This is a genomic window from Paenibacillus sp. USDA918EY (assembly GCF_009870825.1).
Classification (GTDB): domain Bacteria; phylum Bacillota; class Bacilli; order Paenibacillales; family Paenibacillaceae; genus Paenibacillus_AQ; species Paenibacillus_AQ albilobatus.
This window is the reverse complement of the sequence record NZ_WTWY01000011.1, coordinates 87,054-101,348: the sequence shown is the minus strand read 5'-3', so window position 1 is coordinate 101,348 and position 14,295 is coordinate 87,054. Positions and strand designations below refer to the sequence as shown.

Annotated in this window: 15 protein-coding genes; 7 read left to right on the top strand and 8 right to left on the bottom strand. The window is 52.7% G+C overall.

What is annotated here, in order from left to right; translation table 11 throughout:
- Nucleotides 1–144 precede the first annotated feature (144 nt).
- The 4 genes from GQY55_RS20650 to GQY55_RS20635 all read right to left on the bottom strand — a co-directional run bounded on the left by GQY55_RS20650 (nt 145) and on the right by GQY55_RS20635 (nt 5,053).
- A complete protein-coding gene (locus GQY55_RS20650) occupies nt 145–2,220 on the bottom strand; it encodes a peptidoglycan D,D-transpeptidase FtsI family protein (RefSeq protein WP_160043892.1) in 2,076 nt (691 codons plus the stop codon).
- A gap of 451 nt (nt 2,221–2,671) precedes the next feature.
- On the bottom strand, nt 2,672–3,637 hold the full coding sequence (locus GQY55_RS20645) for a helix-turn-helix transcriptional regulator (RefSeq protein ID WP_160043771.1): 966 nt from the start codon (nt 3,635–3,637) through the stop codon (nt 2,672–2,674).
- A 152-nt stretch (nt 3,638–3,789) separates the two neighbouring features.
- Nucleotides 3,790–4,488: a hypothetical protein gene (locus GQY55_RS20640; protein ID WP_160043770.1), complete on the bottom strand. Its 699-nt coding sequence runs from the start codon at nt 4,486–4,488 to the stop codon at nt 3,790–3,792.
- A 412-nt stretch (nt 4,489–4,900) separates the two neighbouring features.
- Nucleotides 4,901–5,053: a hypothetical protein gene (locus GQY55_RS20635; protein WP_160043769.1), complete on the bottom strand. Its 153-nt coding sequence runs from the start codon at nt 5,051–5,053 to the stop codon at nt 4,901–4,903.
- Between the two features lie 220 nt (nt 5,054–5,273).
- Between GQY55_RS20635 and GQY55_RS20630 the strand changes: the two genes are divergently transcribed.
- From GQY55_RS20630 to GQY55_RS20620, 3 genes are all read left to right on the top strand, one after another.
- The gene (locus GQY55_RS20630; protein ID WP_160043768.1) at nt 5,274–5,720 is read left to right on the top strand and encodes a hypothetical protein; all 447 of its coding nucleotides are present in this window, start codon (nt 5,274–5,276) and stop codon (nt 5,718–5,720) included.
- A gap of 32 nt (nt 5,721–5,752) precedes the next feature.
- Nucleotides 5,753–6,454, top strand: a complete 702-nt coding sequence (locus GQY55_RS20625; protein ID WP_160043767.1) for an AIM24 family protein — start codon at nt 5,753–5,755, stop codon at nt 6,452–6,454.
- Between the two features lie 144 nt (nt 6,455–6,598).
- Nucleotides 6,599–7,861, top strand: coding sequence for an MFS transporter (locus GQY55_RS20620; RefSeq protein WP_160043766.1), 1,263 nt, complete (start codon nt 6,599–6,601; stop codon nt 7,859–7,861).
- Between the two features lie 18 nt (nt 7,862–7,879).
- On the opposite strand, the gene GQY55_RS20615 is transcribed toward GQY55_RS20620, so the two are convergent.
- Together GQY55_RS20615 and GQY55_RS20610 are read right to left on the bottom strand one after the other, a co-directional pair.
- Nucleotides 7,880–8,131: a hypothetical protein gene (locus GQY55_RS20615; protein WP_236575759.1), complete on the bottom strand. Its 252-nt coding sequence runs from the start codon at nt 8,129–8,131 to the stop codon at nt 7,880–7,882.
- A gap of 17 nt (nt 8,132–8,148) precedes the next feature.
- A complete protein-coding gene (locus GQY55_RS20610; protein WP_160043764.1) occupies nt 8,149–8,604 on the bottom strand; it encodes an Lrp/AsnC family transcriptional regulator in 456 nt (151 codons plus the stop codon).
- 234 nt (nt 8,605–8,838) lie between these two features.
- Here GQY55_RS20610 and GQY55_RS20605 point away from each other — a divergent pair, with 234 nt between their 5' ends.
- From GQY55_RS20605 to GQY55_RS20595, 3 genes are all read left to right on the top strand, one after another.
- Nucleotides 8,839–9,666, top strand: coding sequence for a sulfite exporter TauE/SafE family protein (locus tag GQY55_RS20605; protein WP_160043763.1), 828 nt, complete (start codon nt 8,839–8,841; stop codon nt 9,664–9,666).
- Between the two features lies 1 nt (nt 9,667).
- Nucleotides 9,668–10,027, top strand: coding sequence for a DUF1634 domain-containing protein (locus GQY55_RS20600; RefSeq protein ID WP_160043762.1), 360 nt, complete (start codon nt 9,668–9,670; stop codon nt 10,025–10,027).
- A 175-nt stretch (nt 10,028–10,202) separates the two neighbouring features.
- Nucleotides 10,203–10,415 carry a hypothetical protein gene (locus GQY55_RS20595; RefSeq protein WP_160043761.1) on the top strand — a complete coding sequence of 71 codons (213 nt, stop codon included), beginning with the start codon at nt 10,203–10,205 and terminating at the stop codon, nt 10,413–10,415.
- Between the two features lie 47 nt (nt 10,416–10,462).
- On the opposite strand, the gene GQY55_RS20590 is transcribed toward GQY55_RS20595, so the two are convergent.
- A complete protein-coding gene (locus GQY55_RS20590; RefSeq protein WP_160043760.1) occupies nt 10,463–12,370 on the bottom strand; it encodes a sensor histidine kinase in 1,908 nt (635 codons plus the stop codon).
- A 278-nt stretch (nt 12,371–12,648) separates the two neighbouring features.
- On the opposite strand from GQY55_RS20590, the gene GQY55_RS20585 reads away from it, so the two are divergent.
- Nucleotides 12,649–13,041: a hypothetical protein gene (locus tag GQY55_RS20585; RefSeq protein WP_160043759.1), complete on the top strand. Its 393-nt coding sequence runs from the start codon at nt 12,649–12,651 to the stop codon at nt 13,039–13,041.
- 103 nt (nt 13,042–13,144) lie between these two features.
- On the opposite strand, the gene GQY55_RS20580 is transcribed toward GQY55_RS20585, so the two are convergent.
- Nucleotides 13,145–14,170 carry a YeiH family protein gene (locus GQY55_RS20580; RefSeq protein WP_236575757.1) on the bottom strand — a complete coding sequence of 342 codons (1,026 nt, stop codon included), beginning with the start codon at nt 14,168–14,170 and terminating at the stop codon, nt 13,145–13,147.
- Nucleotides 14,171–14,295: the final 125 nt, after the last annotated feature.

Here is a 14,295-nt window from a genome sequence, read left to right as displayed (position 1 = left end):
CGACACGGCGTCTTCCAAAGGGCGGAAATGGACGATTCGAAGCCGGCTTGCTTATCCAGCAAGGGTTGCTTTTTGGGATCAAGTGCGCCTTTACGAAAAAAAAAGCAGCCTGGAGTTTTCATCCAAGCTGCCGTTCTTTCGGGCTCATTGCTGTTTTTTGTTATTTTGCCCAATACCCGCGTTATCCGCGGAATCCGTGCCCGCCTGGTTTTTGAGCTGCTTTTTCGGCACGCCGTCGAGGCCGTACTCCTCGTCATACGCATCGAATATTTTGCGGGCGATCGGCGCGGCGCTTTGCGAGCCGAATCCGCCCTCCGGAACGACGACCGCTACCGCCAGCTTCGGATTGTTGCGCGGGGCATAGGCGATAAACACCCCGTTGTCTAAAAGCCCGTCTTTCGAATCCTGCTGCGAGGTGCCGGTTTTTCGGGCAAAATCGTACGGGAATCCGGCAAAAGCTTCGCTGACGTTCGTGTTCATCCCTCTGCGGACCAGCTTCCAATACGAAGGATTGAACTGCACCCGACTAAGCACTTCGCGTTTGCTCTGTTTCACGACTTTGCCGTTTGCGTCCGTAATTTTGCTGACGATTTGCGGCTTGATGCGCTCCCCCTCGTTCGCCAGCATCACGGTATATTGCGCCAGCTGCAGCGGCGTATATTTGCCGCCTTGACCGAAGGAGGCATAGACAAGCGCGGCTTGGGCGCTGCCGACGGTCTTGATGGGGACGTTTTCCGAAGTGCCGTATTCTTTTTTTCCCAAATATTCTTTGGGTAGATCGATGCCCGTCGCGACGCCCAGCCCGAAATCCTCCATATACCTGTTCCATACGTCGATGCCTTTTTTGCCGTATTTTTTATACAGGGCATTGCCCACCATATCGACCATAAACACGTTGGAGGAATGCTCGATGGCTTCGGCAGGCGTACGCAAATAGCCGTAGGCATGCCCTTGGGAATTTTGCACCCGCGCCTGGTGGCCCTCTTTCCCGAAAAAGGCTTCTCCCGTGTCGTTGTAAGGGGTCGTCGTGGTAAACAGCTTTTCGTTTAACCCGACCAGCACGCTCAGCGGTTTGATGGTGGAACCGAGAAGCACGGCCGAATCGAATTTATGCTTCGACTTACCGGAGTCCAGCGGAGTAATGGCCCCATTTTGATAATTATTGTTCAATTTATTAAAGTCCGCAGTAGATGCCGCCCCGGTTTTCCATATATTCGTGTCGTAATCGGGAATGCTGGCCATCGCCACAACGTTGCCGGTGTCGACCTCCATGGCCACCGCATAGCCGGTCACGGCTTCGGGATGCGTTTTGCCGGACACCGGATGGGTATGCAGCCATTCCAGCTGGTCCTTGATCGCCTGTTCCGTTTTCAGCTGAACCTCTTTATTAATCGTTAGCCACACGTCGTTTCCTTTGACCGGCGGCACGATGTCGACCACCTCTTCCGGAATGTTGGCGGAGCTGACCGACACCACCTTGTAGCCGTTTTTCCCTCTCAACTCGTCCTGAAAGGAAAACTCGATGCCGTCGAAGCCGACAAGCTCATCCTTCGTATACGTTTCGTCCGGCTTCGTGCCGTCCTTGCTCTCCTGCCGCGCTTTATCATAGGCCTTCAGGCTTTCCGTCCGCTTGAACGATTTGACGTAACCCACGGTTTGCACGGCCACCGTATCCGGATCGTACAGGCGCATCGTTTCTTCGATGATTTCGATGCCCGGAAACTCCGATTTATGCTCCATAAAATATTGAATCTCTTTTTTATTGAGGTCCATTTTAATGCGCCGCGGCGTATAGCCGCTGTCCCGTTTGGATTCGAGGTCCATCGCCTCGATCACGTCCCCCGCGGTCATCGGCTTGTCGCCGGGATTTCCGAACTGCTTGAACGCCGCCGCCATCCGTTTGGCGATATCCTCGATTTCCGGGCGGTTTTTCTTCCCTTTGTCCGTGTTGTTGTTGTAATCCTTCATCAGCGTAATATACAGTGATTGAACCGGCTTGGAATAAGCCAGCTTGACCCCGGAGACATCGCGGATGTTCCCCCGGTCCGGCGGAAGCGGAATGTTTTTCGTGTTTTGGTTCGCTTCTTTTTCGGTCAACGTCGGCGCTTCCACGAATTGAATGACGGCCAGCCGGACGATGACGACGCAAAAAATGATGAACGTGCTGAAAAAAAACATGTTGATGCGCAAATTCAAGCTTTGTTTGCTTTCAGCTTCCATCTCCTCCGGCGATTTTCCGGAACTGAAAAAACGCAAATTTCTCCCTCCCTGGTTTAACGATATATAAAGTAGTTATGTACTCCAATGTATTGCTCGCTTCCCCTTATAAATTTTAACATATACAACCATTAAAAGGAAAACAAGGCATCAACTTTTCCCAAGTCAACGCTGCATGATGCTAAAGGACAAAACGATCATTTCCCGGGCTATAAAATACAACCTCAATCCAATCGACGCATTTTCAAAAAAACAAACCGTATTTCTTCATATCGACTCATTCTACATGTTAGGGAGAAGATGCGAAAAAGACGATCGGGGGCATTGAGCAGGCCCTTGCAGGAGCATGGGGATGGAGGGAGTCAGCCAGAGACACGGCCAGCATGTCAGCCGTTACCGGTTATATGCCGGCATGTCTCCGATTTAAGGGAACGAAAAAGCCAATCATCGTCATTCAGCTATATACCGCAAGCCATTTGATTAATTCACGTTTCATCACATCCCGATAATGCTCGGGCTCGATAATCTCCGCGTCGGCTCCGAATTGGGACAGCCAGCTCATAAAACACGGAACGTCCTCGACGGTGACATCCATCACGACGCTCCCGTCCCGATCCTTCGTCTGCGCAAGAGGAGTGATCGATTCCTTCTCCTTATATTTTGGGATCGCCGCAGGGGTAAGCCTTATCTTAAATTCAACCGGTTCCTTTTCTTCATTTCCTCGGAAATGTTGATGTTTTTCTTGCTGCATGTTGGTATGTACTTTAATAAAGACGTCATCCAGCACGACGACCCTCGCAAAATATTTTAACCTGTAGGTATACAGTTTTCCGGTATTATGGTTGCGTCCGACCAAGTAAAATCGGTGCTGCCAAGGGACAAGGATATACGGATCGATTTTGCCGAACAAGAGCTCGTTCCGCTCCGGAACATAATATTCCGCCTGAATGATTTGCTGCGACAGCGTCGCCAGCAAAATCGGGATCAGGTACTCCGACTGTTCTTCCGCTTCCGCTTTTTCGGCCCATTTGATCCATGGATTGTCCCTTTCCTGAAGTTCGGTTTCCAGGTGTTCCGTCCGTTGCTTGTTATGGGCCGCCATCACCTTTTCGTAGGCCCCTTCAAAACCGTCGGGGAGCAAAGGCTTGACCTGAGGCATCGCCTTGCCCAAGGCCGTAAAAGCTTGAACTTCCTCCGCGGTCCAATCGAATGGATATAAGGCAAAACTGCCGATAAACCGATATCCTTTTCCGTATCCGAGATGCGTGATAGGTATATGCATGGCGCTTAACGCTTCCATATCGCGATAAATGGTCCGTTCGGTGGTGCTGCATCGTTCCGCCAGCTCCCTGGCCAAAATACCCGGTTTGGCTTGGACGAGAGTGATGATGCGCATTAATCGAATCAATCTGTCTGTCATCTGGATTCTCCTAGCTCGTATAGTAAATTAGACTCATATCCGTTTGCGTAATGTAGTCCATTCGACTTGCAGCGAGTGAATCCTGCCAGAAAAACCTAGATCCGCTTGCGGCCACTGACATGAACCGCGGGCCGGCTCCTTCAAAACCGGGACTAGCCATTTTTAGCGATAAGAACTTTTTGGCTCCGGTAAGTCCCGACGTAATGTTCGCTGAGCTGGTAAAGCATGTCCGCCTCCTCCAGCAACCGTTCGTCCGTATGGCGCGCCGCTTCGATCAGCATCTCGTCTCCTTTCCGGCGCAGCAGCCATTCTCCGCGTTCAATGTCACCGTGCTCGAACAAGCGGATCGCTTCCTTCAAAATGCTCTGGGTTTCCAGCAGCATGACGTGTTTTCTGACATGAAAGCTTTCCGGCTCCTGTAACAAACCGGTATGGTACGTGTAGTTCATATATAATTCCTTCACAGGAAGTTCCTTAATGCGCTCCTTGTTTCTTTCTTTGAATTTCCATTGAGCAGACAAAACGCCATGCATGCCGGCACCTTGGGGCTGAAGAGCAAGCTCGATGGCCAGAAACTGCTTCACGCCATCATACAGATCACCAAGAGGAATCATTAGTGATTGACCCAGGTTTGTCATAGCCTTCGCTCCGTGGATCCGGACCAAGGTAACTTGCGGTTCAAGCCATAAGTGCAGCTGCACGTCTTGGGCGATCAGTTTGGGCGTATTTCTTCTTCTTGATTGGCGGAAGGATCCCCCGAACCATTCAACCAACAAAGTGACTTTATTGGAGCCGCTTGCAAGAATATGACCGCGGTTCCATGTAAAATTCTCCTGAATACCTGAATGCATGGATTTCACCCCTTTACATGTCATCTTTATATCGTACCAAGTTTGGTTGACATTAAGATGTCATGGAACATATGTTCGTGCGATATATTTCTTTCATGTTAGCATAATTTCAACAGCCGGCGAACATTTTTGGCGATTTTTTAATTCCCCCCCATCCTTGCTCAAATGCGCAAAAAGACCTACCCAATACCCATTATAGTATATAAGAACTACACAAAAATAAATGTCGAAATGTGTAATTATGGGTTGAAATAAAAATATAATTTTAGCGGATGCGCAGCAAACTTCACACTTTCGGCCCAATTCCGCAAAAACGGCAAAAAAGCCCGAAACCCACCGGATTTCGGACTTTTACGTACGGATATGATATGATGAAAAAAAGGTCGGATCAGGCTGTCGCATGACGCGGCGCTCAGGCTGTCTCAGGCCCCTGACTGCAAGGTTTTTCGGGTTGTTCATGCATCGTTGCCTTCGCGTAGGTGATTTTGTCGATCCACAGTTCCCTGCCGACCGGTTTTCCGTTGACCGTGATGAGCATTTTTTTGTATTGATGTTCTTTTTCCATAGCTAATCCACTCCTTAACGTTTTGCGTAATCTTTCGTCCCGGCGTTCTCGCAGCGCCTGCGCTCCTTGGAGGACGTCCGCTGTCTATGTGCAAACATGTACAAGCTTCGTACAGCCGTAATCGCGGAGATGAGCAGAACCCCTAGAAACGATATAAACGTCCGGAGGCGAAAGCGAAACAACCGGGCTTGTTCCATTTTATGCATCAGGTGGTGTAATGATGAAAAAACGACAGTGGCGGATGGACGCCGCTTTGCTGCGTACGGCCGTAATCTTTTTTTGCCTTGCCTGTGCCCCGTTTCCGGCCGGGTCCGCCGCAAGCGCAAACTATTTTGAGGACTTTTATAATGGCGTGGAGAAGTTTTCCGGGCTGCCCGGCGAAGTGAACGAGCTGAAGAAAAGCTACGAGCAGACGTTGGACGAGCTCGACCGGGCCAAGCAAAGCGCAAAAGCGTACGAGGAACAAAATGCGAAGCTTTTGGAGCAAAACCGCGAGCTGGCCCAAACGGTAAACCAATTGAAGGATGAAAGCGACAGCAAGGACGCCAAAGCCCGCAAATTCAAAAATATGCTGATCGCCGTCGTTTTGCTGGTGGCCGGTTATTTTATCGGGATCCGCGTGCTGCGGTTTTTCATGCGGCGCTCCAACCGCAAATTGCGGCGTTAGCGTTATTTTCGAGCCAGAAAGGGGAAAGGTTTTTGAATATCGACATTCGGGAGTCCGGAGGCGGAATCGGCCAAGCCGTCGATTTTTCGCTAAACCCGGGCGAGACCGTGCATTTTCTTCATCCCGAGCAAATCATTACGTACCGGGGGCCTTCCGACGGCCGCAGCGACCGTTTGATGAACATGAAGGGCATGTACCGCAAAAAGAAGCTGATTCAGGCGGATTTCTGCGGGCCATGCGAGTTTACCGCCGCCCTGCCTTCCGGGTTTGCCGTCAAAACCGTGGAGCTTCGGGAGGGCAGCGATTTGCTGTACGACTTCCGCAATATTTTCTTTTACAGCTCGGGGATCGAAATGCAGTCGCGGATTTTGCATATCAAAAACATGCTGATCACGAAAGATGCGGTCAAAATGAAATTTTCGGGCGCGGGCACCGTCGGGCTACTGACGGAAGGCGCCGTCTACGAAGCCGAGCTTCATCCCTCCGAGCCCCTTTACGTGGACGCCCGCAGCCTCTTCGCCTATCCCGAAAACGCCAAACTGGAATTGACCGTCTACGGCAACACGCTGGCCAGCCAGCATATGAATTACCATTGGAAAATGACGGGCGTCGGCACGGTGCTTTTTCATGCGGGCCCCACGGCAAGCCGTTTGCGGGAAGAAATGGATCAGGACAATCTTTTTAAACGGATTTTGCGCGAAATCCTCCCTTTTGGCGGGGTCATTATAAAATAACCGGCAAAGTGGGGCATTTGGCTTCGAAGCTGAATCAGGTGCTTTGCGGGGAGCCCCCGAAATTAGTCTGGTAAAAAGGGTATACGCATACCCTTTTTTTGTCATATAATCACCTTAACCATTCGATGAGATCAGGAGGCCAACATGTCCATTCCCACCGTTCAAACCGCCGCGCCGCAAAAAGGACGGCAGCCCCTTGCCGGCGCTACCGTCTTCCGCATCCTGATTGCGGTCAGTCTCGTTCATTTGTTCAATGATTCGATTCAGTCGGTTATCCCGGCGATCTTTCCGATTTTGCGTTCCTCGATGCATTTGAACTATACGCAGATCGGCTGGATTTCCTTTGCCATAAACTTTACGTCTTCCATCATGCAGCCGGTGGTCGGCTGGTTCGCGGACCGCAAGCCGAAGCCGGCGCTGCTGCCGATCGGGATGGGATTTACGTTCACGGGCATGCTCCTTCTCGCGTTCGCCCACTCGTACCCCGCAGTGCTGCTGGCGGTCGTGTTTGTCGGACTCGGCTCGGCGGCGTTCCATCCCGAAGGATCCAGGGTCGCCCACATGGCTTCGGGCACGCGCAGAGGATTGGCCCAATCCATCTTCCAAGTCGGAGGAAACGCGGGGCAGTCGCTCGCTCCGATGCTGACGATGTGGATTTTTATTCCGCTTGGACTTTTCGGTTCGATCTGGTTCACCCTCGTTGCCGGGGCGGGTATCGCCGTTCAGCTTTACATCGCCAGATGGTACGGCAACAAACTGCGAAGCGGAGCCCAGGTCAAGAAAAAAGCCCAAGCCCGGCAGCTGAAGCCCGAGGTTCGCTCCAAGGTCCGGTTTGCGATCGTCATGCTCGTCGTGCTCGTTTTCGTCCGGTCCTGGTACAGCTCCTCGATCAGCACCTTTTTTCCGTTTTATTTGATCGATCATTTCGGACTCAGCGTCGACGACGCCCAAATTTTCATTTTCCTGTTTCTCGGCGCCGGAGCCGTAGGCACCTTTTTCGGCGGTCCCGTCGCGGATCGGATCGGCAAACGAAACGTCATTTTCGCTTCCATGGTCCTGGCCGCTCCGCTCGCCTTGCTGCTGCCTCATGTCGGGCTGTGGGGCGTCGGCATCCTGCTTGCGCTGCTCGGCTTGATCGTCTTTTCGAGCTTTTCGGTCACCGTCGTGTATGCCCAGATGCTGTTTCCGGGCAAAATCGGCACCGTCTCCGGCCTCATTACCGGCCTGGCTTTCGGTTTGGGGGGTCTTGGGGCGTTGGTGCTCGGCAAATGGATCGACCTTGCCGGCGTCAACACCGTCATGGCCATTTGCAGCTTTTTGCCGCTTCTCGGCGTCCTGACCTTCCTGCTGCCTTCGGATCAACAGCTGAACCGCTGGTCCGGCGAAGGCGAGGAACCCAAACAATAATTCCAAACCGCATGGCCCTTAACGATCCGTATCGTCCAGGGCCATGTTTTTTTGGCCGCAGCCTTTCCAAAATTCTGCTCTTTGCAGCCCGCTCAGTTTCTCCCAGAAGCAAACCTGCTTTTGATCCTTTTCCCACGCCTCGATGTTCCCCGGTTCACGCCGCAAATCGATATCGTCTTCCGCTTCTGCCACCATGCATGGCTCCTTTCGATTGCGTCCTTTTTGGGAAACGGCGGCTTTCTTCGGGTACGGCGCGGCCGATGCGGACATACTGTAGGCAAAAGGAATCAGATCAGGAGACCTTCCCTTTCCTTGAAACGTTTGATCAAAAATTCACTGTGGACGCCCGTGATGCCTTCCAGCTTTCGAAGTCTCGCAAGGTATCGCTCGACATGCTCCTGGTCGTCCATCAAGGCATGGACATGCAGGTGGGGGCCGCCGCTCATCTGGTATACGCTGGTGATCTCCTCATCGCTCAAAAGCTGCTCGGCGACGCTCTCCAGCAGGCTCCATTCCACGTCGATGTTAAAGTAAACGGACATGTTTTTCCCGGCTTTGATCGGATTGACCGTCACCGTAAATTTGTCGATGATCCCTTGCTCCATCAAGTGGTTTACCCGCTCGCGCACGGCTGCACGCGTCAGATTGACAAGCCTGCCGAGCTCCGCGTGGCTCAGTCTGCCGTTGTCGAGCAAATGTTTCAGGATCATCTCGTCCTTTTCGTCCAAATGTTTAAACCGCATCTGCCTTCCCCTCTTTCTTATGATCAACGCATATCCATCGGATGCGCTAATCTTTACAATGTAAATTAAATAAAAATAAAATTGACCGATTGTATATAAATTATTTTACAATCGTTGTATAATAAACCGGGAATCGAATCGGTTGTCAATCAATCTACTCCCAGTTTACAAGCATTGCGGAGTGAAAAGCAATCGGATTCACTATTATCGAGAGGAAGGTGTCTACCCTTGGTCATGTTTTCATTGGAAATCCTTCTGATCTCCGTTTTGGCCGGCATCGTCGGATCCGTTTTGGGGCTGGGAGGAGGCATCATCGTGACCCCGGCCTTGACGCTGCTGTTCGGCGTCAGCATCGAACACGCGATCGGCGCCAGCATCATCTCCGTTATCGCGACGTCGAGCGGTTCGGCGATCGCTTATATACGCGACCGGATCACCAATCTTCGCGTCGGCATGTTTTTGGAAATCGCCACCACGGTCGGCGCGATTACCGGGGCTTTTATCGGAGGATTGATCGCCCCCAATCTGCTTTATATCATTTTCGGTCTTTTGCTTGTCTATTCGGCGGTGAATATGATCAAAAGGAAAAAAGGCGCGCAGCAGGAGCAGGTCAGTATGCATCCCGCCGCCGCCAAATTGAAGCTGGCGGGCAGCTACTACGATAAAGCGGCCCAGCAGCAGATCTCTTATAATGTAGGAAACGTGTACGGAGGTTTCGGCGTCATGTACGGCGCGGGCATCGTGTCCGGACTGCTCGGAATCGGCAGCGGCAGCTTCAAAGTGATGGCGATGGACGTATTCATGAAGCTGCCGCTGAAGGTGTCCACCGCGACCAGCAACTTCATGATGGGGGTCACCGCGGCGGCCAGCGCGGGCGTTTATTTGCTGCGCGGGGACATCGATCCGCATATCGCCGGTCCGGTCGCGCTTGGGGTTTTGGCCGGGGCGACCATCGGGGCGCAAATCATGCAGCGGCTGAAAAGCAAAACGATCCGCATGCTGTTTATCCCGGTTCTTCTTTATGTGGCGTTTCAAATGATTTATGAAGGAGTGGGGCTGTAGCATGAACGAAAACAGCGAAATTCAGGACGTCGAGCTTGCCGTCAGCCGCTGGCTTCGGGTCGGCGTCATCATCAGCGCCTGCGTCATTATCCTTGGCCTCATCCTGCTTTTTGTCCGGGGCGAAAGCGGCTACCCGGGAGAATTTTATCCGCATAATCTGCATGATATCTTCGGCGGGTTGATCCAATTCAAACCCTATGCCGTCATTACGGTAGGATTGATGCTTCTGATCCTTACGCCGGTGCTGCGCGTCGCGATTTCGATTTGGGTGTTCGCGCGTGAAGGCGACAAACTGTACGTCATCATTACGTCCATCGTCCTGGTCATCCTTATCGTCAGCTTCGTGCTTGGCAAGGCCTGAATCCTAACCGGCAGCGAAGCCCGGGCTCTTTCGCGTAAAGAGACCGGGCTTCGCTCTCTGATCCGTACATTTTCGCCCCATTCCGGAACGGTAAACTTCCCGCCGACATAATCTACAATGTGCTCAATACGTACTATACTTGCAAATGCCATTGCGTCCAAAGGAGTGTCTGCGTGTGAAGCAAGTGAAACCGGTAAAAACACGGAGCATCGGCGGCGGCGTCGGAGGTGTTGGGGGCGTTGGAGGCGGCGGGGGCATGATCCCGACGAGACAAAGAAACGAAATCGCCCTGATTTCGGCTATTCTGTTTTTGATCGCCGCCGCACTCAGCTTGTTTGTGGCTTGGAATGATTTAAGAAGCGGCGGTACCAGCGAAACGCTCATCTAAAGTGCGCAAAAAGACGCCTTCGCGACTCGGCGTCTTTTTGCGCTGCTTTATGTTGGTCCCGTTTCGCTGCTTGGTTCGGGAAAACGAACGACGGCCTCGGTCCCCAGCCCCTTTTCGCTCATAAATTCGATTCGTCCCTGCATCGCTTCGATGATTCGGAACGTTACCATCAGCCCCAGACCGGTTCCTTTGGTTTTATTGGAGAAATAAGGCTCGCCGAGCCTTGCCATTTCGGCGGGTTCCATGCCTTCGCCGTTATCGAGGATATGGATGGCGATTTCCCCGTCCCGGGCGTAAGCCCAAATGTGGATCTGCCCTTCCTCGCGCAGCGCCTCGATGCTGTTTTTGACGATATTGATAAATGCCTGCTTGAACTTGGAGGAATTCCCTTGAACGTATAGACCCGGCGGAATATCCGACGTGATTTTGCTGCCGTTGAAGTTGGCCAGCGGATTCAGAATGCCTTCGATATGCCGGAACTCTTCGGCCAGGTCCAGCAGCTGCACCTGTTCGATTTCCGGCTTGGCAAAAGTAAGGAAATCGGTGATGATGCCCGAAGCCCGGTCAAGCTCTTCCAACGCGAGTTCAAGATATTCCCTTTCCTTGCTGGCGGACTTTTTCTGAAGCAGCTGGAGGAACCCGCGCGTGACCTGCAGCGGATTGCGGACCTCATGCGCAACGGATGCCGCAAGCTCGCTGATGATCTCCATTTTTTCCGACCGCTGCAGCTCGGTGTTGAATCTTTCCAATTCCTTCGAATAGACGAGAATCTGCTTGTGGTTTTCCGCGAATTGATGGCCGAGCGCGGCAATCAGCGCAACGGCAAATCCGAGCACGCCCCATTTCCACCAAAAAAGCTCGTATTTTCCGCCGCTGGCTAAATAACATGTCATTTCAACCAGCACGGTCAAGCCGAACACGGCAAATCCTAGCGTAAAAATCAAAGCGTTCCGGTTTCCTTTGACGGCATAATAGACGGAGCTCGCGATCAGCAAAAGGACCTGGGCAATGATCAGGTAGCCGAGCATTTTGACCGAAAACAGGTCGTATATGCCGATGATGCGGTCGTGCAGCGAAACGTTGATCGTCAGAAGAATGAGGCAAAACGCCGAATAAAAAACCTGGAATTTACGAAAATGCCGGATCAGCTGCCTGTATCCCGCACCGACCGTTTTTTCAAAGAAAAACGTCGTCGAAGGCAGCAGCGTCAGAAGCGCCGCGTCGAACATAACCAAAAACCACTGCCCGTACCGGTTGAACAGGCCGTACAAAAGCGGGGAGTACGTCAATATTAAAATGCCGGTCGACGTCAGCACCGCCGTTAAAGCGAGCCAGCTGGCCAAGTGGCTTTTGCGCATGAACAAGGCGGGAATCAGCATCATGACGCCGAGAAAAACCATAGAGCTGCCCAGGATCAAATCGTCAAGATTCGATTTTACATATTGTTTCAGCAGCGTCGGATAGTCGCCGGCAAGAACCTCCCCCCCGATGCCGATCCGGTCGCGTTCCTTCTCCGACACGATCTGAACGCGCAATGTTTTCCCTTCGTCGTCCGGGCTTAACGGAAGCAAAATTTTACTAACGTCGTACATGTAACCTCGGCTCTGCTCATAGACTTTCCGCTCGTCCAGGTAAACCGCGATGCGCTCGCCGTACACCTTTTTCAGGAGCAGCGCCGAAGCCTCGGAAGGAAGGTCGGGCACGATTGTCCGGTACCACGCCTCGTTGACTTCGAGCCGCCTGTCCGGAAGTTTTCGCAAGGAATCGAGGCGCTGCCAGCCTCCTCCTTCGTTTTCTTGGGCGGTGGCCGGCATGCTCCATTTAAACTCCCAGCCCCACTGGACAACCTCCGCTTCGGCGGCTGAAGCCGCCAAGACGGAATGCGGGAGGCATCCGAACAAAACCGGGATGGCCAGGATCGGGATGAGGAGCGCTTTGATGATCGAATTTTTCATAGGACACCCCAAAAGATGTGAATGTTAGAGGCAGACCGACAATATTCGCCGAAATTTCCTAAAAATCTCTTGGGTTTATTATGTTCGATTCTGGTATTTTACGCAATTTCTTGAATTCGAAATACTTGGATTTACGCTGAACACGGGAGCTTTTGCCTTTACTCCCCCAGGTTTATTTCCCCTTGTTTCGGGTAAGGGTAAATATGAACCGCAAAAGGATAAATACGATTTCAGATTGCGTTTTACGGCATCTTTCATGAAAAGGAGGCGGTACCCGAATGCCTGACAAATACAAATCCGAAGCGGACTGGACCTATGAACGTTATCAAAACGCGGGGGAACATCCCGTGGAAGACGGCCTGCCTGACGCGGATCTCCGCGAGGTGAACGCCGAAACGGTGCAAAGCATCACCAGCGAGCCCGATCCGGCCGATGCGGCATTTTATGTCCGCTCGGACATGAGCCCCGAGCTTGGCGGCCGCCGCAATACGCCTCCCGAGCCATCGGTCGGGCCTGCTTCGGACGAAATCGGCGAAGAATATACCGAATTGGAAGACGTGCCGGACGCGGACGACATCCAGAAGGACAGCCCGATCGACCCTGTGGCGACCATCGAGGATATGCATGGAACCGACCTGATCAACGGGTTTGACGGGGACGAGACGGAATGAGGCACGGACGAGACTGCTTGAAAAAAGGCTAGGGCAGAGAGAATACGAAAAACGGCCCCATAACGTAACGGAGGCCGTTTTTCGCGTTTGCCGATGTTTTGACTTATATGAAACCCAGCGCATGGACAAGCAGAAAACCTAGGCAGGCGAGCAAGATGGACCCCAATACGCCGGCCGCGAAAGGTTTTACCCCGTTGCGGCGGAAAAACGCAAAGTCCACGTTCAGACCGAGCCCCGCCATCGCCATCGCGATCAGGATGTAAGCGAGGTTAATGATTTGCGCGGTCACGGCATGCGGGATGACGCCAAGCGAATTGACGCCGCTCATCAGCAGGAACCCGAGCACGAACCACGGAATTTGGATTTTGCTTTTTTGTGCCGTCCCTTCCTGCTTGCGGCTAGCCCAATAACCGACACACAGCGAGACGGGAACCAGAAGCGCAACCCGCGTCAGCTTGACGATGACGGACATGTCCTCCGCTTCCTTGCCGCCGGGCGCCGCCGCCGCGATCGCATGCGCCACCTCGTGCAGCGTGCCTCCCGCAAACGCTCCGTATGCCGAAGGCGTCAACCCGAGAAACGGGTACAAGCCGACGTAAACGAGCGTAAACAGCGTGCCGAGGATCGCGACGGTCGCCGCGCCGACGGCCGTTTCCTGCTCCCTCGCTTTGATTAGCGGCGCGATGGCCACAACCGCGGCGGCGCCGCAAATGGCCGTCCCGCATGCCGTCAAAAGCGCCAGCGGACGGTCCACTTTAAACAGCCTCGCCAGTCCGTATACAACGAAAATCGTTACCGTAATATTTATCGCGGCAATCAATATGACCCTGGGCCCGGCATGGACGATATCCACCAAATTCAGCCGCATCCCCAGCAGGATGATGCCGAAGCGAAGCAGCTTTTTGTTGGAAAAGCCTACTCCCGGCATAATCGATTCCGGCACGCCGACCGCCGCCTTGTAGACCATGCCGAGAATAATGGCCAGAACCAGCTGACCCATAATGCTCAAAAACGGAAGCAGCGACAGCCCTTTGGCGAGCAAAGATAAAATGAGCGTCAGGCCGATCCCCAACATAAATGCGTTCGTGTTCCTTTTTCTGCGCGGAGCCGCAGATTCCCTTGAAATCATGGCATTGCCATCCCCTTTGTTTTCACTCGGTGTTCTTCTTATACGCTCACTATAAAGTCGGCCGGCGAGGAAGGGAAATACCGATTTGCTATCCCTATCATGAGGAAAACTTATCATTGGGATAT

Coding starts and splice junctions, on each gene's coding strand:
- GQY55_RS20650 (WP_160043892.1), bottom strand. CDS start 2,220: ATGGAAGCTGAAAGCAAACAAAGCTTGAATTTGCGCATCAACATGTTT.
- GQY55_RS20645 (WP_160043771.1), bottom strand. CDS start 3,637: ATGACAGACAGATTGATTCGATTAATGCGCATCATCACTCTCGTCCAA.
- GQY55_RS20640 (WP_160043770.1), bottom strand. CDS start 4,488: ATGCATTCAGGTATTCAGGAGAATTTTACATGGAACCGCGGTCATATT.
- GQY55_RS20635 (WP_160043769.1), bottom strand. CDS start 5,053: ATGGAAAAAGAACATCAATACAAAAAAATGCTCATCACGGTCAACGGA.
- GQY55_RS20630 (WP_160043768.1), top strand. CDS start 5,274: ATGAAAAAACGACAGTGGCGGATGGACGCCGCTTTGCTGCGTACGGCC.
- GQY55_RS20620 (WP_160043766.1), top strand. CDS start 6,599: ATGTCCATTCCCACCGTTCAAACCGCCGCGCCGCAAAAAGGACGGCAG.
- GQY55_RS20615 (WP_236575759.1), bottom strand. CDS start 8,131: ATGTCCGCATCGGCCGCGCCGTACCCGAAGAAAGCCGCCGTTTCCCAA.
- GQY55_RS20610 (WP_160043764.1), bottom strand. CDS start 8,604: ATGCGGTTTAAACATTTGGACGAAAAGGACGAGATGATCCTGAAACAT.
- GQY55_RS20605 (WP_160043763.1), top strand. CDS start 8,839: ATGTTTTCATTGGAAATCCTTCTGATCTCCGTTTTGGCCGGCATCGTC.
- GQY55_RS20600 (WP_160043762.1), top strand. CDS start 9,668: ATGAACGAAAACAGCGAAATTCAGGACGTCGAGCTTGCCGTCAGCCGC.
- GQY55_RS20590 (WP_160043760.1), bottom strand. CDS start 12,370: ATGAAAAATTCGATCATCAAAGCGCTCCTCATCCCGATCCTGGCCATC.
- GQY55_RS20585 (WP_160043759.1), top strand. CDS start 12,649: ATGCCTGACAAATACAAATCCGAAGCGGACTGGACCTATGAACGTTAT.
- GQY55_RS20580 (WP_236575757.1), bottom strand. CDS start 14,170: ATGATTTCAAGGGAATCTGCGGCTCCGCGCAGAAAAAGGAACACGAAC.